The following is a 23,390-nucleotide window of genomic DNA, read 5'->3' on the forward strand; positions in this document are numbered from 1 at the left end:
CACGGCCCGTTTCCGTCCCAGGTTCCGTTCCTGGGGGTTACCCGGCATCCGATGGATTTGCGTATGACGAACCCTGTCTCCCTGGCGCTGCATGGCGTCACGTTTCAATTGCCCACGGGCGAACCGCTGTTTCGCGACCTCAACGAAACCTTCGACGAGCGCCGTACCGCGCTGGTCGGGCGCAATGGTGCGGGCAAGTCCGTGCTGGCGCGGATCATGGCGGGAGTCCTGGCGCCCAGCGCCGGGCGCTGCCTGGCCTCCGGGCTCGTGCATTACCTGCCCCAACACATCGAGCCGCAGGCGTTTTGCAGCGTGGCGGAGCTTGCCGGCGTGCAGCCGTTGCTGGATGCGCTGGCGCGGGTCGAGGCCGGCGCCGTCGACCCCGCCGACTTCGAGTTGCTGGACGGGCGCTGGGACATCCGCGCGCAGTTGGAGGCGATGCTGTCGGCGGCAGGATTGGGGCATTTGACCGTCGATACGCCTGCTGCACGCCTGAGCGGCGGCGAGTGCATGCGCGTGGCGCTGCTCGACGCCTGGCTGAGCGAGGCGGACTGGCTGCTCCTCGACGAACCGAGCAACCACCTGGATCGCGCCGGCCGCGAGGCGCTGCGCGAGCAGCTTCAGCGCTGGCGCGGCGGCCTGATCCTGATCAGCCATGACCGCCTGCTGCTGGATGACATGCAGCGCATCGTCGAACTGTCTTCCGCCGGGCTGCGCAGTTACTCCGGTGGCTATGCCTTTTACCGGGAGGCGCGCCAGCAGGAGCAGGACAATGCGCTGCGCGAACTGCAGCGGCGCAAGCAGGAGCGGGACCGCCAGCAGCGCGCGATGCAGGAGCAGCGCGAGCGCCAGGCGCACCGGCAGGCGAAGGGACGCAGGGATGCGCAGGAGGCCAACCAGGCGAAGATCCTGGTGGATCGGCAGAAAGAGCGTAGCCAGACCAGCATTGCGCGCCTGGCCACGCAGCATGGCGAACGCCGCGAACAACTGGCGCAGGACGTGCGGGAAGCGTTCGACCAACTGCGTGATGACGCCGCCGTCGCATTGAATGCGCCGGCGTGTGAGTTGCCCGAGCAACGCGCGGTACTGCAACTGGCCGGGCTGCGCCTGCCTTTCGGCAATCCCGCTCCGCTGGACCTGCAACTGAACGGGCCGCGCCGCCTGGCGGTGACCGGGTGCAATGGCAGCGGCAAGTCGACCTTGCTCAAGGTGCTGGCCGGCATCGTCGAACCTGTCGCCGGGCTTTGCGAAGTGAAGGTGCGCAGCGCCTACCTGGACCAGCATCTGGCGGCGTTGTCGCCGGAGCGGTCGGTGCTGGAGCTGTTGCTGGAGCGCAACCGGGCTGTGGACAAGTCCGTGCTGCGCACACGCCTGGCACAGCTCGACCTGCCGGCCGCGCGGGTCGATCTGCCCAGTGCGCTGCTCAGCGGCGGCGAGCGTCTGAAGGCGGCGCTGGCCTGCGAGATCTACGCCGAGCAGCCGGCGCAGCTGCTGCTTCTGGACGAGCCGGAAAACCACCTCGACCTGCCATCCCGCGAGGCCCTGGAAGAGCTGTTGCGGCAATACCAGGGCGCCTTGCTGGTGGTATCCCACGATGAAGCGTTTCTTGCCCGGCTGGCGCTGGAGGGCCGCCTGGAGTGCGCGCGAGACGGCTGGCATTGGCGCGCAGGCTGAACCTTTACCGGTCGGCGAGAGGCAGTTAGGATCGGCGTCCCTCTCTTTCCGGCTGCCTCTGCCGTGCCCCGCCCAGGCGTTGATTCGCGAAGCGGGCATTCATGCTGCCGACGCTCCAACGGCCGTCACCGCTCGTGGCGTGCTATCCCTTTGTGATCTGTTGAATCAGGATGAATTCATGCTCATTCGCCAACGCATCGCTGCGGACAACCCGCGGCTGCTCGATATCTGGCTGGGCGCCGTGCGCGCGACCCACGACTTCCTGCAACCCTCCGACATCGACGCGCTCCTGCCGCTGGTCCGCGATGTCTACCTGCCCGCCGTCGAGGTCTGGGTGGCGGTCGATGCCGACGACTGCCCTCAGGGCTTCATCGGCCTCAACGGCAACCATGTGGAAATGCTTTTCATCGACCCGGATTGCCGGGGGCGGGGCCTTGGCCGCGCGCTGCTGGATTTCGTGCGCGAAACGCGCGGTACGCTGGGTGTCGACGTCAATGAACAGAATCCTCAAGCGGTGGGGTTCTATCTGCACTATGGCTTCGTCCAGACCGGGCGCTCGCCGCTGGATGGCGAAGGTCGGCCGTTCCCCTTGCTGCATATGAGCCTGCCGGCATAAGCGGTTCGGTGTAGGAGCGAGCTTGCTCGCGAATGGATTTCCCGGCGATGCCGTTGCGTCAGACGGGTTCGCGAGCAAGCTCGCTCCTACAAAAAGCCGGGGGTTACGCTGTGTGCTCGGTCTCGCCGCTGCCGAAGCGGATGCTTCGCGCGCCGAGCCTGAGCAGGCTGTCGGCGAACAGGTCGCTGGCCGTGCTGCGGCAGTCCCAGGCGGCTTCCCAGTCTTCCTTGCGGCGCCAGTGCAGGCGGCCGACCAGGCGCTGCGGTTGGCCTTCGGCATGCAGCTCGCTGGCGAGGTAGCCGGGGCGCCGGTAGAACAGCTCCTGCAGATGCGCCAGGTAATCGCACAGGCGCGCGGCGATGTGCGGGCGTTGCTGGGGTGTCACGTCGATCTCGATCTGCAGCACGAAGTGCGGATTGTCTACGCAGGCCTGGGCGGTGATCGGGCTGGGTTGAGTCATGTTCCTGGGCTCCCTGTCTTGAACCGAATGCCAGGCGAGGGTAAAACCTCAACATAACTTGAGGTCAATAGCCCATGAAAGAATCTTCTTCCTGCTCCCTGCACCGCGACCTGAGTGTCGGTGAACTGGCCAAGCGCGCCGGCGTGGCCGTCTCGGCGCTGCACTTCTACGAGACCAAGGGGCTGATCAGCAGCACTCGCAACGCGGGCAACCAGCGCCGCTACTCGCGCGACACGTTGCGCCGGGTGGCGGTGATCAAGGTGGCGCAGCGGGTAGGGATTCCCCTGGGGGAGATCGCCGACGCACTGGGCTCGCTGCCCACCGGACACAACCCGTCGGCAGCGGACTGGGCGCGATTGTCGGCGCGCTGGCGGGAGGACCTGAACGAGCGGATCGAGAAGCTATTGCTGCTGCGCGATCAACTCGACGGCTGCATCGGTTGTGGCTGTTTGTCGATGGAGGCCTGCCCGCTGCGCAATCCGGGGGACAAGTTGGCGGAGGAGGGGCCGGGGGCGCATTGGCAGGGGGACGAATGATGGAGGGTTCGCGAGCAAGCTCGCTCCTACATGAAGCACCCGGCACCTGTAGGAGCGAGCTTGCTCGCGAACGCTGGGCTTACCGCTCCCGCAGTGCCTCCCACCGCGCCTTCAACACCGGCTTCAAGATGTAATCCAGCACGCTCTTCTCGCCGGTGATGATGTCCACCGTCGCCACCATGCCGGGGATGATCAGCAGGGGCTTGGCGTCGGTGCCCAGGTGGTTCTTGTCGGTGCGCACCTGGATCAGGTAGAAGCTGTTGCCCTTGTCGTCAGTGATGGTGTCGGCGCTGATCATTTCCAGCTTGGCCTTGAGCCCGCCGTAGATGGTGTAGTCGTAGGCGGTGAACTTCACCGTGGCCGGCTGGCCGGGGTGGAGGAAGGCGATGTCCTGCGGGCGCACCCGCGCTTCCACCAGCAGGTTGTCCTCCAGCGGGACGATTTCCACCATGTCGTTGCCCGGCTGCACCACGCCGCCGATGGTGTTGACCTTGAGCTGCTTGACGATGCCGCGCAGGGGCGCGACCACCAGCGTGCGGTTGACCTTGTCGTCGATGGCGCGGCTGGTGGCGGTGAGCTTGTTGAGGTCGGTGCGAACGTCGTTGAGTTCCTTCAGCGCATCGCTGCGAAAGCCCAGCTTCGATTCCTCGACCTTGCGCTGGATCTCGTTCACCGCCGCCTCGGCGCGGGGGATGGCGAGGTTGGTGGCGTTGAGGTCGCCGCTGATCTCCACCGCGCTGCGGCGCAGGCGCAGCAGCTCGACGGGGGAGACCGCACCGGCCTTCACCAGCGGCTCGGACATGTTGATCTCCTGCTGCACCAGGCCGAGGCTGGAGCGGTATTGCTGGGTCTTGGCGCGGAACTCCTGCAGCTCCTGGGTCTTCTGCCGCAGTTGTTCCTGAAGAATGTTCAGCTCGCTGTTCTGCCGCTGCATGCGGGTCTGGTAGAGCGCCATCTGGTCCTCCACGACCTGCGGCGCGGCTTTTTTCAGGTCGTCGGTGAAGTCCGGCGCACGCCCGTCCGCTTCCGCTTTCAGGCGCTCCACGCGGGCTTCCAGCGAGTTGCGGTCGGCCTCGGACTCGCCCTTGTTGGAGGAGAAGCGCGTGTCGTCCAGGCGCAGCAGCGGCTGGCCCTTGTTCACCACCTGGCCCTCGCGGACGAAGATTTCCGAGACGATGCCGCCCTCCAGGTTCTGGATGGTCTGCACCTTGGAGGAGGGGATGGCCTTGCCTTCGCCCTTGGTGACTTCCTCGATGTCGGCGAAGTACGCCCAGGTGATGGCCGCCACCAGCAGCCCAAGTGCTGCCCAGAGGGTGATGCGCGTGGCGTTGGGCGAGTCTTCCAGCAGGGTGCCCTGCACCTCGGGCATGAATTCGGTGTCGCGGGCGCCGTTGCCGCCCAGGTAGCCGCGGATCGATTGCGAAAAGTGCATGGCCATTACCCCGCTGCCGGGCCGACGTGGCCCTTGCGCAATGCTTCGATGACCGCGTCTTTCGGGCCGTCGGCGACGATGCGGCCGTTGTCGAGCACCAGCAGGCGGTCGACCAGGCTGAGCATCGAGGTGCGGTGGGTGACCAGCAGCAGGGTCTTGTCGCGGCAGGCCTCGTGCAGGCGCTTGCGGAGGATCTCCTCGCTGCTGTTGTCCATGGCGCTGGTGGGCTCGTCGAGCAGCAGGATCGGCGGGTCGAGCAGCAGCGCGCGGGCCATCAGCACCGCCTGGCGCTGGCCGCCGGAGAGCAGCTGGCCGCGCTCGCCCACCGGCCGGTCGAAGCCGGCGGGGTGTTGCCGGGCCAGTTCGCTGACGCCGGTCAGTTCGGCCACTTCGAGCATCCGCGCGTCGCTGACGTAGCGCGCGCCCAAGGTCAGGTTGTCGCGCAGGCTGCCGGCCAGCAGCGGCAGGTCATGGGCGACGTAGCCGATCTGCTGGCGCAGGTCGGCGACGTCGAGCTGGCGCAGGTCCAGGCCGTCCAGCAGGATCTGCCCTTCGTCCGGGTGATAGAAGCCCATCAGCAGGCGGCCGAAGGTGCTCTTGCCCGAGCCGCTCTTGCCGATGATGCCGATCTTCTCGCCGGGGGCCAGGCGCAGGCTGACGTGGTTCAGCGCCGGGCTGGTCTGCTCCGGATAACTGAAGCTCAGTTGGCGGACCTCCAGTGCGCCGTGCAACTGGGTGCGCTCCAGCGGACGCTGGCGGGCCTGGCGCTCCTGCGGCAGTTCCATCAGCGCGTCGGTGCTCTTCATGGTCAGGCGCGCCTGCTGGTAACGGGTGATCAGCCCGGCGATCTGCCCCAGCGGGGCGAGCACGCGGCTGTTGAGCATGTAGCTGGCGACCAGCGCGCCAACGCTGAGGTTGCCGTCGAGGATGCTGTAGACCCCGGCGCAGATCATCGCCATGCCGGCGAACTGCTGGAGGAACAGGGTGCCGTTGGTGGCCAGGGCGGAGAGGAAGCGCGCGTGGTTGTCCAGCCGTGCCAGCGCGCCATGGGTAGCTTCCCAGCGGTACTGGCGCTCGCTCTCGGCGCCGCAGGCCTTGAGGGTTTCCAGGCCGCCGAGGGTTTCGATCAGCAGCGCCTGGCGTTCGGCGCCCAGGGTCAGGCTCTTCTGCACCGTGTCGCGCAGGCGGCTCTGGATGATCAGGGCGAAGACGATGGTGAGCGGGAAGGCCAGCAGTGGGATCGCGATCAGCCAGCCGCCGAGCAGGCCGATGACCAGGATCATCAGGATCGAGAAGGGCAGGTCGATCAGGCTCGTGAGGGTCAGCGCGGTGAGGAATTCGCGCAGGCCCTGGAAATCATGGATGCTCTGGGCGAAGCCGCCGATGGTCTCGGGCTTGGCCTTGAGCGACATGCCGGTGATGCGTTCGAACAGGGTGGCGGACAGCACCACGTCGGTCTTCTTGCCGGCCATGTCCAGCAGGTTGGAGCGCAGCACGCGCAGCAGCAGTTCGAACATCGTTCCCAGCAGCAGGCCGGCCGCCAGTACCCAGAGGGTCGAGATGGCCTGGTTGGGCACCACGCGGTCGTAGGTCTGCATGACGAACAGCGGCACCAGCATGCCCAGCAGGTTGATCAGCAGGCTGGCGACCAGGGCATCGGTATAGAGCCAGCGCGAGAGCCGCAGGGTGTCGCGGAACCAGGCTTCGACCCGCGGCACCAGCGGTTTGCGGGCGGCCTCCAGTTCGTGGCGCGGGCGGGCGAAGAGCGCCTGGCCACTGTACTGGGCGGCCAGTTCCTCGGCGCTCACGGCCTGCTCGCCGCCTTCGGTTTCGCAGGGCAGGATCAGTGCCTGGCCGTCGTCGCGCCATTGGCGCAACACCGCGCTGCGGCCGTCGTTGAGCAGCAGCAGCACCGGCAGGTTCAGGCTGGAAATGCTCTTCAGCTCGCGGCGCAGCAGTCGCCCCTGCAGCCCGGCACGTGCGGCGGCGCGCGGCAGCAGGCTGGCGGACAGGCGCTGGTTGGGCAGCGGCAGTCCGGCGGCGAGGCTGTTGCGACTCACCGCGCAACCGTGCAGGCGGCAGAGAATCAGCAGGCCGTCGAGCAGGGGATCGTCATGGCTCAGGCGCGGATCGCCCGGCGCGGGTGCGCCGCGCTCCTGGATGATCATGGTCACGCTACTTCCTCCCGGGCCGGGCCAGCCCACGCCAGCAGCAGCCAGCGAGCACTTGCAGGTGCTCGCCGGCCCTCGCCGGACGCCGGGTTTTCCGTGCCCCGTCGTATCGCTTCACGGCCGCCTCCCCAAGGCTGGGCAGCGTGGGGGAGGCGGCGAATGTGTGCGACTTTCTTATTTCAGGTCAGGCAGGCGTGCCTCGTTCTTCACGTCCGACAGCGCCACCGACTCGTGGGGCGCTACCACATGCTGGGAGCGCAGCAGCGAACCCATGCTGCCCAGCACGCGGTACATCGAGTATTCCTCGGTGTAGCGCACTTCGGTGTAGCGGCGGTTGGCGGTGAACAGTTCGTTCTCGCTATCCAGCAGGTCGAGCAGGGTGCGCTGGCCGAGGGTGAACTGTTGCTGGTACGCCTCGCGCACCTTGCGGGTGTAGTCGGCGTATTCACGGGCCGGTTGGGTCTGCTTGCGCGAGTTTTCCATCGCGTCCCAGGCCAGCGAGAGGTTCTCGTTGAGCAGCCGCAGCGCGTTGTTGCGGATGTCCTGGGCCTCGCCGATCTGGTGCGAGGTGGCATTCAGGTGAGCCTTGTCGCGCATCCCGTTGAACAGGTTGTAGCGCATCACTACCTGGGCTTCCCAGCTGTTGTAGTGGCCTTCGTCGCCGTCGACGTTGTTGTTGGCCGCCTTGGCCAACTCCGCGTCGAAGCGCGGGTAGAAGGGCGCCTTGGCTGCCTCGTACTGGGACTCGGCGGCATTGACGTCAGCCTGCGCCGATTTCAGCAGCGGGTTGTCGCTGAGCATGCCCTGGCGGGCGCTCAGCAGGTCCGGCGGCACTTCGGCCTTGATCGTGGTGGGCATTTCCAGCTGGTCGGGCATCTTGCCGGTGGCGCTGTAGAAATTCGCCTCGGCGTCGGCCAGGTTCACTTCCTCGGTGTAGAGGTTGTTCTGCGCCAGGGCCAGACGGGCGATGGCCTGGTCGTTGTCCGCGGTACTGCCGACGCCCCGTTCGCTGCGCAGGCGAATCTGGTCGCCGATGCGTTCGTGGGCCTGCAGGTTGTTCTTCGCCAGGGTCACCATCTCGCGGCGCTTGAGCACTTCGAGGTAGACCTCGACGGTGCGCAGGGCGGCAGTCTCGGAGGTGCCGAGGATGCGGAAGGCCTTGGAGTTGACGTTGGATTCGTTGCGCTTGACCTCGTTGGGCGTGCCGAAACCGTCGAACAGCATTTGCCGCAAACGGATTTCCGCATCACCACGGGTCAGGGTTTCATCGTTGTGATTGCCCGCCGCGCGAGTGGTCGGGCTGTCGGTGTTCTCTCGGCCGTATCCAGCCACGAGATCGACGGTTGGCAGATAACCTCCCCTGGCAAACTTGAGTTCTTCATCCGCGGTCAGGCGACTGTTCACGCTCTGACTGATCTCCGGGTGGTACTGCAGCGTGCTTTGTATAGCTTCAGTCAGGGTCATTGCCTGCCCATGGGCCCCTGACACCGCCAAAAATACACCGCTCCATAGTGCCGCGTTACGACTGCGCATGGCTTTGCTCCTGGTGTTCTGTACTTCGATGCTCTTGAATCGCCAATTTATTGGCTTTTTTCTCTTATCAAGCGTTTCACGCCTGTAACATCAGAGCTAAGAACAACTTTTCGAAAACCTCAGAAGAATTTTTCACATGGGTTATTCGGAAAAAATCTTATGAGTCATGTGAAAAACCGCACATTGTTTGAACGTGCAAGCCCTCGTATTTCCTGGGTATGGGCAGGAAAGGCGCTTGCAAACGAAGCCAGGTACGGTTTGTAGCAGTTAGGGCGGGGACCACCGCAGAAGGACAAGAAAACGCGTGGCCAGCATGACAGAAAATTGTCGCTGGCTTTTTGATACCCAAACGCTACCAGTCCTTCTCGCACCCTTCGCAGCTTTCGTAGCGGCATCCGGATACAAGCGTGCCATGGCCTGTTCAGGTTACTTGCGTGTCGGTGGAGCCGGCCGCGGACAGTGCAGTGGAGGAAGGACTCATGGCTACTTTGATGGGTGTCGTCAGCAAGGTAATCGGCGAAGTGTTTGCGGTAGCCGCCGATGGATCGCGTCGTCCTTTGGAACAGGGAGACAAGGTTTTCGTAGGCGAGCAACTGGTCACCGGCGCCAACGGCGCGGTGGCGCTGAAGGTCGCTGGCGGGGGGGAGATCACCCTGGGGCGTGACAGCTCCCTGCCGCTGACCTCGCAGATGCTCGCTGCTGCGCACCAGGCGCAGAACGGTGACGAGCAGGTGGCACAACAGCCTGCGCCGCCGAGCGCGAAAGACACCGCCGACGTCAAGGCCCTGCAGGCCGCCATCGCCGCGGGCGCCGACCCGACCCAGCAAGCCGAAGCCACTGCCGCAGGTCCCCAGGCGGGCAACGCCGCCAATGGCAAACCCGGTGGCGGGCACTCCTTTGTTCTGCTGACCGAAGTCGGCGGGCATATCGACCCGACCATTGGCTTCCCCACCGGGCCGATCGGCTCCGGGCCGCTGCCCCTGCGCGAGTTCGATGGCGTTCCGCAGCCGCGCGCCGAGGCCGTTACGCCGCCGGAGGTCCTGCCGCCGGATGGCCAGCCGAGCGCTGGCCCCAACGGCCCTGGCACCGCCAACGTATTCGAGGCCGGCCTGCCCGGCGGGATTCCCGATGGTGCAGGCGAAGGCGCGACCTTCACCGGCAGCCTCGGCTACAACTTCGGTAGCGATGGCGTCGGCAGCTTCGCCTGGGGAACCGCAGGGCTGCCCAGCCTGACCTCAGGCGGTGTCGCCATCACCTACAGCGTCAGCCCTGACGGCCACGTCCTGACCGGTAGCGCCAACGGCACGCCGGTGTTCACCGTGACCCTCACCGATATCAATACCGGCGCCTTCGAAGTGACCTTGCTGCAGCCGGTGGATCATCCGGTCAAGGGCAGCGAAGACACCCTGACCTTCGATATTCCCTACACCATCACCGATGGCAACGGCACCCCGGCCAACGGAACCCTGACCGTGGGCATCGTCGACGATGCACCGCAGGCCGGCCTGTCCGCCGACAATGGCGTGGACGTGCTGCTGCAGACCCACGACGCCAACACTGCTGGTGCGGCCTTCGACACGTCCACCGCCGACTACAGCTCGGCCTTCCAGGTGACCGCCAACTACGGCGGCGACGGCGCCGGCAGCACCCAGCTGACCTACAGCCTGAACCTGGTCGGCGGCAACGGCGCCAACTCGGGCCTGACCAGTGGCGGCGCTACTATCTACCTGTACAGCGTCGGTGGTGCCATCGTCGCCTCCACCTCCGCCAGCGCCGCCGGCATTACCGGCGAGAACACCGTGTTCTCGCTGTCGGTGAATGGCAGCGGCGTGGTTACCCTGACCCAGTACAGTGCCATTGACCATGCCCTGCCGGGCAGTGAAAGCGGTTATGCCAGCCAGACCGCAGTGCTCGATTCCGGCCTGGTGCAACTGCAGGGCAACCTGACGGTCACCGACCGCGACGGTGACAGCGCCACCTCCAGCAGCTCCATCGACCTCGGCGGCCGGGTGAGCTTCACCGATGACGGCCCGACCGTCGCCGTGGGCAATACCGAAGGCCTGCATCTGACCGTGGACGAGACCAACCTCGGCCAGGACGCCACCAGCAGCGTGGCGGTGGGTGATCTGTTCAACGCCCAGTTCGGCGCTGACGGCGCCGGCACCATCACCTACAGGATCGGTACGACCGACAATACCGACAGCGGGCTGAAAGACACCGCCACTGGCGACAAGATCTTCCTGTTCAACACCGCCAACGGTGTCGAAGGCCGCGTGGGCGGCGCGAACGGCGAAGTCGCCTTCCGCGTGACCCTGGGCGAGGACGGCAAGATCACCCTCGACCAGGTGCGTGCACTGGTGCACCCGGACGCCACCGATGCCAACGACCCGCTGAGCCTGGGCGCCGGCAAGATCACCCTGACCGCCACCGTGACCGACGCCGATGGCGACCATCAGAGCGCCGGGCTGGACCTGGGCAGCAAGCTCACCTTCCTCGACGATGGTCCGCGCATCTCGCCGGTCGAAGGCGGCGATATCCACCTCACCGTGGATGAGAGCCAACTCGGCCAGGCTGCCACCAGCAACTCCGTCGCCGACCTGTTCAACGGCCAGTACGGTGCGGACGGCGCTGGCTCCATCAGCTACAAGCTCGAAGCCGCCGACAACACCGATAGCGGCCTGAAGGACACCGCCACGGGTGACCGGATCTTCCTCTACAACACCGCCAATGGAGTGGAAGGGCGCCTTGAAGGCACCAGCACGGTGGCCTTCCGCGTCACCATCGACGGTGACGGCAAGGTTACCCTGGAGCAACTGCGGGCCCTGGCCCATCCCGATGCCAGCGATCCCAACGATGCGCTGACCCTGGCCGGCAAGATCGCCCTGACCGCCACCATCACCGACAAGGATGGCGACAGCGCCACCGCGCAGATCGACCTGGGTGGCAAGCTGACCTTCCTCGACGACGGCCCGAGCATTACCCCGTGCCAGGATGCCGACATCAAGCTCACCGTGGACGAAACCCACCTGGGTGTGAGCGACACCAGCTCGATCACCGTGTCCGACCTGTTCACCTCCCACTTCGGCGCYGAYGGCGCRGGCRCYATCACCTACAAGCTGACGACCGAGGAYGGCAAGGACAGCGGCCTGACCGATACCGCCACGGGCGAGAAGATCTTCCTCTACAACACCGCCAATGGYGTGGAAGGGCGGGTCGGCAGCAGTGCCGACGTGGCCTTCCGCGTGACCCTTGGCGCGGACGGCAAGGTCACGCTGGACCAGGTRCGCGCGGTGGTTCATCCGAACACCAGCGACGCGAACGATGGCGTCAGCCTCGATGCGAACAGCGTCACCCTGACGGCGACCATCACCGACAAGGACGGCGACAGTGCCCAGGCCCACATCGACCTGAGCGGCAARCTGACCTTCCTCGACGAYGGCCCGAGCATCACSCCGTGCCAGGACGCCGACATCAAGCTCACCGTGGACGAAACCCACCTGGGCGTGCCGGACACCAGCAGCGCCTCGGTCGCCGATCTGTTCACCGCCCACTTCGGTGCGGACGGCGCCGGCGAGATCACCTATAAGCTGGCCGGGGCCGACAACACCGATACCGGTCTGAAGGACACCGCGACCGGTAGCCGGGTATTCCTCTACAACACCGCCAACGGTATCGAGGGGCGCCTGGAGGGCAGCGGTACCGTGGCCTTCCGCGTGTCCATCGACGGCGACGGCAAGGTCACCCTGGAGCAGTTGCGCGCCCTGGCGCACCCCAATACCAGTGACGCCAACGATGCGCTCAACCTCAGCGGCCAGGTCACCCTGACAGCGACCATCACCGACAAGGACGGCGACAGTGCCAGTGCCCATTTCGACCTGGGCAGCAAGCTGACCTTCCTCGATGACGGCCCGAGCATCGCCCCGTCGAGCATCTACGACATCAGCCTGGAAGTGGACGAGTCCGACCTCTCCAACGACGCCCGCGTCGAGTCCAGCCTGGTCTCGCTGCTGTTCGAGACGCACTTCGGCGCCGACGGTCCGGGCAGCATCACCTACAAGGTCAGCACGGTGGATGGCACCGACAGTGGCCTGAAGACCACCCAGGGCGAATCCATCCTGCTGTACAACGTCGACGGCACCGTGGTCGGCAAGGTCCAGGGCAGCGGCGCGATCGCCTTCGTGGTCAGCGAAGACCAGGGCGCGCTCATGCTCGACCAGCGCCTGGCGCTCAAGCATCCGGATACCAACGACGCCGATGATCCGTTGCGCCTGGAAAGCGGCAAGATCACCCTCACCGCTACCATCACCGATGGTGACGGCGACAAGGCGTCGGCCCATGTCGACCTGGGCAGCAAGATGGTGTTCTACGACGATGGCCCGCACATCGAACCGTGCACCACCGCCGATATCCAGCTGACCGTGGACGAGACCAAACTGGGTGTCGACGCGCAGGCGTCGGCGGGTGATGTCGCGGCACTGTTCACCGGCCATTTCGGCGCCGATGGCGCCGGCGGAATTACCTACAAGGTCACCACCACCGACGGCACCGACAGCGGCCTGAAGGACACCGCCACGGGCGGGAAGATCTTCCTCTACAACACCGCCAATGGTGTCGAAGGGCGCGTGGAGGGCACCAACCTGGTGGCCTTCAGCGTGAGCCAGCACAACGGAGTGATTACCCTCGACCAGCAACGGGCACTGGTACACCCGGTGGCCACCGATGCCAATGATCCGCTGAGCATCGGCGCCGACAAGATCACCCTCACCGCGACCATCACCGATGGCGACGGCGATCATGCATCGGCCAGCATCGACCTGGGCGGCAAGCTGACCTTCCTCGACGATGGTCCCAGCATCCAGCCGTGCACCGATGCCGACATCCGCCTGGAAGTGGACGAAAGCAACCTCGCCAGTGACGCGCGGGTCGAAGCGCCGCTGGTGTCGGAACTGTTCACCGCCAGCTTCGGCGCTGACGGCGCCGGGTCGGTCACGTACAAGGTCAGCACCGTGGACGGCACCGACAGCGGCCTGCGTGAAACCGCCGGCGGCGCGCGCATCCTGCTGTTCAACGACGGCAATGGCGTGGTGGGCAAGGTCGAGGGCACTGGCGCCATCGCCTTCGTGGTGCGTCCCGATGGCGGTGCGCTCACGCTGGACCAGCGTGTGGCCTTCATCCATCCCGATGCCCACAACGACGATGAAGCCCTGAGCATCGCCAGTGGCAAGATCACCCTGACCGCCACCATCACCGACAAGGATGGCGACAGCGACAGCGCTTCCATCGATCTGGGCAGCAAGCTGGTGTTCCACGACGACGGGCCGAGCATCGTGGCCAACCAGGCCGATGGCCCCGCCCTGGTGGTGGACGAGAGCAACCTGGGCGCCAATGCCAGCGCCAGCGTCAGCAGCCTGTTCACCAGCCACTACGGCGCCGATGGCGCGGGTTCGCTGGTGTACAAGGTGGTCGCTGCGCAGGATGGCAGCGACAGCGGCCTGCGCGTCACCAATGGCGACAAGATCTACCTGTACAACGAAGGCAATGGCGTGGTCGGCCGGGTCGGCGGGCAGAGTGGGGCGGTCGCCTTCACGCTGACGGTGAACAACGGCACTGTCACTCTCGACCAGCAACTGGCGCTCAAGCATCCCGATGGCAACAACCCGGATGATGCACTGAGCATCGCCAGCGGCAAGATCAGCCTGACGGCCACCATCACCGATGGCGATGGCGACTCCCACAGCGCCAGTGTCGAACTGGGCAGCCAGCTGAGCTTCCATGACGACGGCCCGAGCATCACTGCCAGTGCCCAAGGTGCACCGGCCCTGGTGGTGGACGAGACCAACCTGGGTATCGACGCTAGCGCCAACATCACCAGCCTGTTCACCAGCAGCTATGGCGCCGACGGTGCGGGCTCGCTGGTGTACAAGGTGGTCGCGGCGCAGGACGGCAGCGATAGCGGGCTGCGCGTCACCAACGGCGACAAGATCTACCTGTACAACGAGGGCAATGGTGTCGTCGGTCGAGTGGGCGGAGCCAACGGCGCCGTTGCCTTCACGCTGACGCTGAACAACGGCAGCGTGACCCTCGACCAGCAGATGGCGCTCAAGCATGCCGACGCCAGCGATCCCGATGATGCGCTGAGCATCGCCGACGGCAAGATCAGCCTGACCGCTACCATCACCGATGGCGACGGCGATTCGAAGTCCGCCAGCCTGGACCTGGGCAGCAAGCTCAGCTTCCATGACGACGGCCCGAGCATCACCGCCAATGCCACTGCGGCGCCGACCCTGATCGTCGATGAAACCCACCTGAACGTCGATGCCACCGCCAACTTCAGCACGGCGTTCACCGCTAATGCCGGCGCCGACGGCGGCAGCACGACCTACAGCCTGAGCGCGACCACGGGCACCCAGAGCGGCCTGCAGACCACCGACGGGCAGAACATCGTGCTGGTCAAGGTCAGCGCCACCGTGGTGGAAGGCCACGTCGGCAATGCCAGTGGCGCAACCGCCTTCACCCTGACGCTCGACAGCGGCACCGGTGTGGTCAAGCTCGACCAGCAACTGGCGCTCAAGCACCCCAACGCCAGCGACCCGAACGATTCGCTGAGCCTGGCCAGCGGCAAGATCGGCCTGGTGGCCACCGTGACCGACGGTGACGGCGACACGAAATCAGCGAGCATCGACCTGGGCAGCAAGCTCAGCTTCCTCGACGACGGCCCGACCGCGGTGGACGACTCGCCGCGCTGCCTGGTGCAGCAGGCTCCGCCGGCGGTGAACCTGACCCTGGTGGTCGACGTTTCCGGCAGCATGGCCGGCGACAAGCTGACCAATGCCAAGGCGGCCCTGGTCAACCTGGTGCAGCAGTATGCGGCCATGGGGATTGCCATCCATGTGTCGCTGTTGAGCTTCGCGGCCACTGCCAAGGACCTGGGCGACTTCAACTTCACCGGCACTTCCGACGCGCAGTACACGGCGCTGGTGAACAAGATCAACGGCCTCAGCGCAGACGGCGAGACCAACTACCAGGCTGCCCTGGACCTGGCCAGGACCAATGTCACCTCCGACATCACCGTCAGCGGCCATGATCCGGCGGCGATCAACCGGGTGTACTTCATCTCCGATGGTGAGCCGACCACCGGCAACACCAACTCGGCAATCACCCAGTGGAAGGCCTTCCTGGCCAACCCGGACGGCGACGGCAATGACGCCACCAACCATGTGGATGCCTACGCCGTCGGTCTGGGAGCCTCGATCACCGATGCCGACCTCAAGGGCGTGACCAACACGGGCGATCCGATCATCGTCACCAAGCCCAGCGACCTGACGGCCACCCTGCAGAACCTGGTGACCATCGACTCGGTGAGCGGCAACCTGCTGGCCAACGACGTGCCGGTCAGCGCCGATGGCACCGTGCGCATCACCCAGGTCGAGTTCGGCGGCGAGAAGTTCGCGGTGGATGCCGCGGGCAACCTCACCAACGAGAACCCCAACGCCACCACCGCGACCGGCAGCTACAACGCCAGCAGCGGCCTGCTGACCATCCAGACGGCCAACGGCACGCTGACCGTCTACCTCAAGGACGTGACCGGCCACCAGGCCGGCGACTACAGCTACGCCTCCAAGGCCGGCGTGGCGTTCCCGGAAAGCGGGCAGATCAGCGAGGTGTTCAAGTACACCATCGTCGATGGCGACGGTGACACCGCGTCGGCCAACCTCAACATCTGCCTGAAGTACGGCCAGCCGATCCTGGTGGTGGGCAGCAACAGCGGCGACGTGGATGGCTCGACCGTCCTGCACACCGTCCCCAGCCCGCTGGATGCGGACAAGGCCGGGCAGATCAACGGCAGCGGCGGCAACGACGTGCTGATCGGCGATGCCGGCGGGGTCTCGGTCTACACCCAGCCGGGCAAGAACTACAACATCTCGCTGATCGTCGATACCTCCGGCAGCATGACCGATGCCTCCGGTAGCGGCATGTCGCGCATGGCCCTGGCGAAGAACGCGCTGGTCAACCTGGTGAACACCATCAAGGGCCACGACGGCGTGATCAACGTGAGCCTGGTGTCGTTCAGCGACAGCTCCCACGTCACCACCTTCAATGGCCTCAGCGCCGCCAACGTGACCGCGCTGATAGCGGCCATCAACGCTCTGAGCGCCAACGGGGCGACCAACTACGATGACGCGATGAAGGCGGCCTCGCAGTGGTTCAACACCCAGGTGACCACCAACCATGCCGATGCGGCCCATGGCTACATCAACCTGGCGTTCTTCCTCACCGACGGCAACCCGACCGTTTCCAACAGTGATTCCAGTACGGGCAACACCACCAACTACGGCGACATCAACAATGCGCTGACCTCCGGCAATGACATGCTGCACCACGCAGGAGCCCTGACCGGCGACAACGCGGTGGACGTCAATGCCATCGGCATCGGCAACGGCATCAACAGCAACTACCTGAAGTTCTTCGACAACACCGACACCACGGGCACCGGCTCGGTGACCCTGGATGGCAAGACCATCACCGCCAGCGTCGGCGAGCCGCAGATCATCAACACCGCCGAGCAATTGCAGGCAGCGCTGCAGGAAGGCTTCAGCACCAGCACGCCGGTCACCGTGGGCAACGACCACCTGGTCGGTGGCTCGGGCAATGACATCATCTTCGGTGACGTCATCAACACCGATGCGCTGGCCTGGGCCGGGCATCCCGCCGGCAGTCACAACGGCCAGGGGTACCAGGGGCTGGTGGATTACCTGACCGCCACCAACGGCAGTGCGCCGACGGTCGCGCAGATCACCAACTACATCGTCCAGCACGCGGACCAGTTCAACGTCGCCGGCGATACCCGCGGTGGCAACGACATCCTCGAAGGCGGCGCCGGCAATGACCTGATGTTCGGCCAGGGCGGCAACGACAAGCTGATCGGTGGCCCCGGCGACGACATCATGTACGGCGGTACTGGCGCGGACGAGTTCATCTGGAAGTCGGGCGATACCGGGCACGACGTGATCAAGGACTTCAGCATTGCCGAAGGGGATTCGCTGAACCTCGCCGACCTGCTGCAGGGCGCGTTGCCCACCGCCGATTCGCTGTCCCACTACCTGTCCTTCTCGGTCAACTCGGGCACCACCAGCATCGCTGTCAGCCCCACCAGTGGCGGCGCCGCGACCCAGACCATCGACCTGGCCAACGTCGATCTCTCCGCCAAGTACGCAGGCCACGCCGGCAGCGGCGTGCTCTCGGCGGGAGATACCCACACCGTGCTCAACGGCCTGCTGGGTGACCACGCGATCAAGACCGACACCGTCTGACCGGCGCAATACCGGTCGAAACCGCCGCCTCCGGGCGGCGGTTTCGTTTGTGCCCGCCCAACGAGGGTGGGGGCACGGCTATACGGCTGGTGAATGATCGTCGCGGTGCTCCGTCAGTGGCGCTTATGCTCCACGCACACCTTCCTCAGTCCAACAACAAGCAACGAGGTTTCCCATGCGCGAAGTGGTGATCGTCGACAGCGTCCGTACCGGCCTGGCCAAGTCCTTCCGTGGCAAATTCAACATGACCCGTCCGGACGACATGGTCGCCCATTGCATCGACGCGCTGCTGGCGCGCAACAACCTCGATCCGCTGCTGGTGGACGACTGCGTGGTCGGCGCCGGCTCCAACGAAGGCGCCCAGGGCCACAACATCGGCCGCAATGCCGCGGTACTGTCGCGCCTGGGCACCCACGTCGCCGGCATGACCCTCAACCGCTACTGCTCCTCGGGCCTGCAGGCCATCGCCATTGCCGCCAACCAGGTGGCCTCCGGCTGCAGCGACATCCTGGTGGCCGGCGGCGTCGAGTCCATCAGCATGACCGCGGGCAAGATGAACCGTGACAACTTCGTCAACCCGCGCCTGGAGTCGGACTTCCCCGGCATCTACTACCCCATGGGCCAGACCGCCGAGATCGTCGCCCGCCGCTACAACGTCACCCGTGAGGCGCAGGACCTGTACTCGCTGCAGAGCCAGCAGCGCACCGCACGGGCCCAGGCCGAAGGCCTGTTCGACGACGAAATCGTGCCCATGAGCGTGAAGTACCTGGTGGAAGACAAGGCCACCGGCGAGAAGAAGGTGCTCGACGCCGTGGTGGATCGCGACGACTGCAACCGCCCGGAAACCACCCTCGAGGGCCTGAACTCCCTCAAGCCGGTATTCGCCGAGGATGGCTCGGTCACCGCCGGCAACGCCTCGCAACTCTCCGACGGCGCCTCGATGACCCTGATCATGACCCTGGAAAAGGCGCTGGAACTGGGCCTCAAGCCCAAGGCCTTCTTCCGTGGCTTTACCGTCGCCGGCTGCGAGCCGGACGAGATGGGCATCGGCCCGGTGTTCTCGGTACCGAAACTGCTCAAGGCCAAGGGCCTGCAGGTCGCCGACATCGACCTCTGGGAGCTCAACGAAGCCTTCGCTTCTCAGTGCCTGTATGCCCGCGATCGCCTGGGCATCGACAACGAGAAGTACAACGTCAACGGCGGCTCCATCTCCATCGGCCACCCCTTCGGCATGACCGGCTCCCGCCAGGTCGGCCACCTGGTGCGCGAACTGCAGCGGCGCAACCTGCGCTACGGCATCGTCACCATGTGCGTGGGCGGCGGCATGGGCGCCACCGGCCTGTTCGAGGCGGTACGCTGATCCAGGCAATACGGCCAGCGGCGCAGGCCGCTGGCTGATCGGCAGCGACCGCTCCACGCAAGCGGGACGAGGCCCAGGAGAACCCCCGGCGGCGACGCCGGGGGTTTTTCATGTCTGCTCCTGCACGACGAAGGACGAGCCGCTCAACGCCGCCACTTCCAAAATTTTTTCGCCCCTATACCAAAATCTGCCTATGGATCTATCGGCGCACTTGGCCCTTTGGAAATAGTGCCGTCGCAATCCGTCCCTAGCATGGACCTCGTTCCTTCACGCCGCGGCACACGCAGCGTGGACCACAAGAAAACGAGGTACCGCCATGCATCCCACCATCGCCGGCACACCGCTCAGCGTGCGCCACATCCGCAAGCGTTTCGGCCAGTTCGTCGCTCTCGACGGCGTGTCGCTGGACGTCAAGGCCGGTGAGCTGGTCTGCCTGCTCGGCCCCTCCGGTTGCGGCAAGACCACGCTGCTGCGCTGCATCGCCGGCCTGGAGCAACAGGATGACGGCAGCCTGCACCTGGGCGAGCGCGACGTGTCGAACCTGCCACCGCAGGCGCGGGACTACGGCATCCTGTTCCAGTCCTACGCGCTGTTCCCCAACCTCACGGTGGAACAGAACATTGCCTACGGCCTGACCAATGCATCCAAGGAAGAAGCCCGCCGCCGCGTCGCCGAGATGCTCGAACTGGTCGGCCTGACCGGCAGCGAGAAGAAGTACCCCGGCCAGCTCTCCGGCGGCCAGCAGCAACGCGTCGCCATGGCCCGCGCGCTGGCGCCGAGCCCGTCGCTGCTGCTGCTCGACGAGCCGATGTCGGCGCTCGACGCCCGTGTCCGCGAACACCTGTGCGGCGAGCTGCGCCAGCTGCAGAAGAGCCTGGGCATCACCACCGTCATGGTCACCCACAACCAGGACGAAGCCATGCTGATGGCCGACCGCATCGCGGTGATGAACCACGGGCGCATCGAGCAATACGGTACCGCCCAGGAGATCTACAGCACCCCGAGCACGCCCTTCGTCGCCGAGTTCGTCGGCCAGGGCAACTGGCTGCCCTTCGAGCGCGGCAGCGATGGTCACGCCCGCGTCGGCAGCCTCAACCTGCGCCTGCACAGCCAGGCGCAAAGCGCCTCGGGCCGGCTGTTCTGCCGCCCGGAAGCGATCAGCGTGAACCCTGCCGTACACCAGGAAAACCTGTTCCGCGCGCAGATCCGCGAGATTACCTTCCTCGGCAACCGCTGCCGCATGAGCTTCGAGCTGGAACAACTGCCGGGCCATGCGCTGCTCGCCGAGCTGGCGCCGGAAGACATGCCGCGCCTGGGCACCCCGGATATCTGGGTGTCACTGCCGCCGCGCAGCCTGCAGGTGTTCGCCTGAAATGGAAGCCGTGGTGAAGCACAGCCCGACGCTGTCCGTCGGCAAGATTCGCGGCGATCTGGGTGATCGCCTGTTCGTTCGTGGCGGCAAGTACCTGCTGTTGGTCCTGCTGACCCTCGCGGTGCTGATGCCGCTGCTGGCCATCTTCTGGCGCGGCTTCAGCGGCGAGGCGGGGCAGGGCGGTGGCCTGGCGGCCATGGGCGAGCTGCTGCGCAGCGACAACTTCCACTGGCTGCTGGGCAACAGCCTGAAGGTCTCGGTGAGCGTGGCGTGCATCGTCGTGCCGGCGGCCTACCTGTTCGCCTATGCGCTGCAACGCACGCTGATCCCGGCCAAGGGTCTGTGGCGCGGGATTTCCCTGCTGCCGCTGCTGGCGCCGTCGATGCTGCCGGGTATCGCGCTGATCTACCTGTTCGGCAACCAGGGCCTGCTGCGCCACCTGCTGCCGGACAACATCTACGGCTTCTGGGGCATCGTCCTCGGCGAGGCGATCTACACCTTCCCCCATGCGCTGATGATCCTGCTGTCGGCATTGTCGCTGGCCGATGCGCGCCTGTTCGACGCCGCCTCCAGCATGGGCGCCGGCCCGTGGAAAGCCTTCCGCAGCATCACCTGGCCGGCCTCGCGGCAGGGGGTGTTCGCCGCCTTCTGCCTGGTGTTCACCCTGACCATCACCGACTTCGGCGTGCCGGTCGTGGTGGGCGGCGATTACCAGGTGCTGGCGCTGGAAGCCTACAAGGCAGTGGTCGGCCAGCAGCAGTTCGGCCGTGGCGCGCAGATCGGCATGATCCTCCTGCTGCCGGCGCTGCTCAGCTTTGCGGTGGATACCTGGCTGCGCCGTCGCCAGGGCGACGCCATGAGCGGCCGCGCGCAGGTCTATCACCCGAAACCCTCGCGTCGCCGCGATGCCGCCTTCCTCGCCATCGTCGTGCTGATCAGTACGGTATTGCTGGGCGTGCTGGGCATGGCCGTGTACTCCTCGCTGGTGAAGTTCTGGCCCTATAACCTCTCGCTGTCGCTGAACCACTACGACTTCAACACCACCGCCGGCGGCGGCTGGCTGGCTTACCGCAACAGCCTGACCATGGCCGTGTGCACCGCGATCATCGGCAGCGCGCTGATCTTCACCGGCGCCTACCTGATCGAGAAGACCCGCGAGCAGCGCTGGCTGAGCCAGCTGCTGCGCATGCTCTGCTTCGTGCCGATGGCCGTGCCGGGCCTCGTTCTGGGCCTGGGCTACGTGTTCTTCTTCAACCTGCCGGGCAACCCGCTGCACGTGTTCTACGGCAGCATGGCGCTGCTGGTGGTGTGCACTATCGCCCACTACCTGACCACCGCGCAGATGACCGCCACCGCCGCGCTGCGCCAGCTCGACGGCGAGTTCGAAGCGGCCGCGCTGTCGCTGAAGATGCCGCTGTGGCGCCACTACCTGCGCGTCACCGTGCCGATCTGCCTGCCGGCGCTGCTGGATATCACCCGCTACCTGTTCGTCTCGGCGATGACCACGGTCTCGGCGGCGATCTTCCTCTACAACCCGGACACCATCCTCGCCGCCGTCGCCGTGCTGAACATGGACGACTCCGGCAACGTCGGCGGCGCCGCCGCCATGTCCACCCTGATCCTGCTCACCTCCGCGGCCGTGTCGCTGCTGCTGGCCGGCGCCTCGCGCGGCCTGCTGCGCCGCTCCCAGGCCTGGAGGAGGGGCGCGAACCCGTAACACCGCTGGACGTTGTCGCCCCCGTTTCGGCGAGGGCTCAACCCCTGACAACACCCGCCCCGCGCGGGGAAAAAACACTGCCAAGGAGCTCCACATGTTCAAACGTCTTGCCCTCGCCGCCGCCGTGGTTGCCGGTTTCGCCGCACAGGTCCACGCCGCCGACACCGAACTGACCGTCTACACCGCCCTGGAACCGGAACAGCTGACCGCCTACAAGCAGGCCTTCGAAGCCGAGAACCCGGACATCAAGATCAAGTGGGTACGTGATTCCACCGGCATCGTCACCGCCAAGCTGCTGGCCGAGAAGGACCGCCCGCAGGCCGACGCCGTGTGGGGCCTGGCGGCTTCCAGCCTGGCCATCCTCGACCAGCAAGGCATGCTGGAGAAGTACGCGCCCAAGCACCTGGACGCCATCGGCAAGAACTACCGCGACCCGGCCAACCCGCCGGCCTGGGTCGGCATGGATGTCTGGGCCGCGACCATCTGCTTCAACACCGTCGAGGCCGAGAAACTGGGCCTGGAGAAACCGGTGAGCTGGCAGGACCTGACCAAGCCGGAATACAAGGGCAAGATCGTCATGCCGAACCCGGCCTCCTCCGGCACCGGCTTCCTCGACGTTTCCGCCTGGCTGCAGACCTTCGGCGAGAAGCAGGGCTGGGCCTACATGGACGCCCTGCACGAGAACATCGGCCAGTACGTCCACTCCGGCTCCAAGCCGTGCAAGCTGGCCGCCGCCGGCGAATTCCCGATCGGCATCTCCTTCGAGTACCCAGCCGTGCAGCTCAAGCGCCAGGGCGCGCCGCTGGACATCGTCCTGCCGAAGGAAGGCCTGGGCTGGGAAATCGAAGCCACCGGTATCGTGAAAGGCACCCAGCATGAAGCCGCCGCGAAGAAACTCGCCGACTTCTCCGCCAGCCCGAAAGCCATGGAGCTGTACAAGGAAAACTTCGCCGTGCTGGCCCAGCCGGGCATCGCCAAGCCGCAGACCGAACTGCCGGCTGACTACGAGCAGCGCCTGATCAAGAACGACTTCGCCTGGGCCTCGAAGAACCGCGACGAGATCCTCGCCGAGTGGCGCAAGCGCTATGACGGCAAGTCGGAGAAGGTTGCGCAGAAGTAAGGTTTGACACCGATGGCTCCCTCTCCCCAACCCTCTCCCTGAAGGGAGAGGGGGCTGTTCGGTGTGTTGGTTCGGTTTCAGCGTCTGC

General features: G+C 65.9%; 12 protein-coding genes. 8 read left to right on the top strand and 4 right to left on the bottom strand.

Translation table 11 applies throughout. The annotated features are described in order from the left end of the window. Positions 1-63: 63 nt before the first annotated feature. Complete coding sequence (locus tag A6723_RS06560; RefSeq protein WP_054908201.1) at positions 64-1,674, top strand: ABC-F family ATP-binding cassette domain-containing protein; 1,611 nt, start codon at positions 64-66, stop codon at positions 1,672-1,674. Between the two features lie 178 nt (positions 1,675-1,852). Continuing rightward, positions 1,853-2,290, top strand: coding sequence for an acetyltransferase (locus tag A6723_RS06565; RefSeq protein ID WP_054908202.1), 438 nt, complete (start codon positions 1,853-1,855; stop codon positions 2,288-2,290). A 103-nt stretch (positions 2,291-2,393) separates the two neighbouring features. On the opposite strand, the gene A6723_RS06570 is transcribed toward A6723_RS06565, so the two are convergent. Next, on the bottom strand, positions 2,394-2,750 hold the full coding sequence (locus A6723_RS06570; protein ID WP_054908203.1) for a hypothetical protein: 357 nt from the start codon (positions 2,748-2,750) through the stop codon (positions 2,394-2,396). A 74-nt stretch (positions 2,751-2,824) separates the two neighbouring features. On the opposite strand from A6723_RS06570, the gene soxR reads away from it, so the two are divergent. After that, positions 2,825-3,286 carry a redox-sensitive transcriptional activator SoxR gene (gene soxR / locus A6723_RS06575; RefSeq protein WP_054908204.1) on the top strand — a complete coding sequence of 154 codons (462 nt, stop codon included), beginning with the start codon at positions 2,825-2,827 and terminating at the stop codon, positions 3,284-3,286. A gap of 79 nt (positions 3,287-3,365) precedes the next feature. On the opposite strand, the gene A6723_RS06580 is transcribed toward soxR, so the two are convergent. The 3 genes from A6723_RS06580 to A6723_RS06590 all read right to left on the bottom strand — a co-directional run bounded on the left by A6723_RS06580 (position 3,366) and on the right by A6723_RS06590 (position 8,353). Then, positions 3,366-4,718, bottom strand: coding sequence for an HlyD family type I secretion periplasmic adaptor subunit (locus A6723_RS06580; protein WP_024765253.1), 1,353 nt, complete (start codon positions 4,716-4,718; stop codon positions 3,366-3,368). A 5-nt stretch (positions 4,719-4,723) separates the two neighbouring features. After that, a complete protein-coding gene (locus A6723_RS06585; RefSeq protein ID WP_054908205.1) occupies positions 4,724-6,886 on the bottom strand; it encodes a type I secretion system permease/ATPase in 2,163 nt (720 codons plus the stop codon). 177 nt (positions 6,887-7,063) lie between these two features. Continuing rightward, complete coding sequence (locus A6723_RS06590) at positions 7,064-8,353, bottom strand: TolC family outer membrane protein (RefSeq protein WP_371914044.1); 1,290 nt, start codon at positions 8,351-8,353, stop codon at positions 7,064-7,066. Positions 8,354-8,901: 548 nt separating this feature from the next. On the opposite strand from A6723_RS06590, the gene A6723_RS06595 reads away from it, so the two are divergent. The 5 genes from A6723_RS06595 (at position 8,902) to A6723_RS06615 (ending at position 23,302) form a co-directional block, all read left to right on the top strand. After that, positions 8,902-17,733 (top strand): retention module-containing protein, encoded by an 8,832-nt coding sequence (locus tag A6723_RS06595; protein ID WP_064979587.1) that lies wholly within the window; start codon positions 8,902-8,904, stop codon positions 17,731-17,733. 175 nt (positions 17,734-17,908) lie between these two features. Then, complete coding sequence (locus A6723_RS06600) at positions 17,909-19,093, top strand: thiolase family protein (RefSeq protein WP_054908208.1); 1,185 nt, start codon at positions 17,909-17,911, stop codon at positions 19,091-19,093. A 316-nt stretch (positions 19,094-19,409) separates the two neighbouring features. Further along, entirely contained in the window at positions 19,410-20,465 is a 1,056-nt protein-coding gene (locus A6723_RS06605; protein WP_054908209.1) for a putative 2-aminoethylphosphonate ABC transporter ATP-binding protein, read from the top strand. A gap of 1 nt (position 20,466) precedes the next feature. Continuing rightward, positions 20,467-22,182 carry a putative 2-aminoethylphosphonate ABC transporter permease subunit gene (locus A6723_RS06610; protein ID WP_054908210.1) on the top strand — a complete coding sequence of 572 codons (1,716 nt, stop codon included), beginning with the start codon at positions 20,467-20,469 and terminating at the stop codon, positions 22,180-22,182. Between the two features lie 94 nt (positions 22,183-22,276). Further along, the gene (locus A6723_RS06615) at positions 22,277-23,302 is read left to right on the top strand and encodes a putative 2-aminoethylphosphonate ABC transporter substrate-binding protein (RefSeq protein WP_037012373.1); all 1,026 of its coding nucleotides are present in this window, start codon (positions 22,277-22,279) and stop codon (positions 23,300-23,302) included. Positions 23,303-23,390: the final 88 nt, after the last annotated feature.

This window comes from Pseudomonas sp. AU11447, assembly GCF_001672555.2.
GTDB classification, from domain to species: Bacteria; Pseudomonadota; Gammaproteobacteria; order Pseudomonadales; family Pseudomonadaceae; genus Pseudomonas; species Pseudomonas nitroreducens.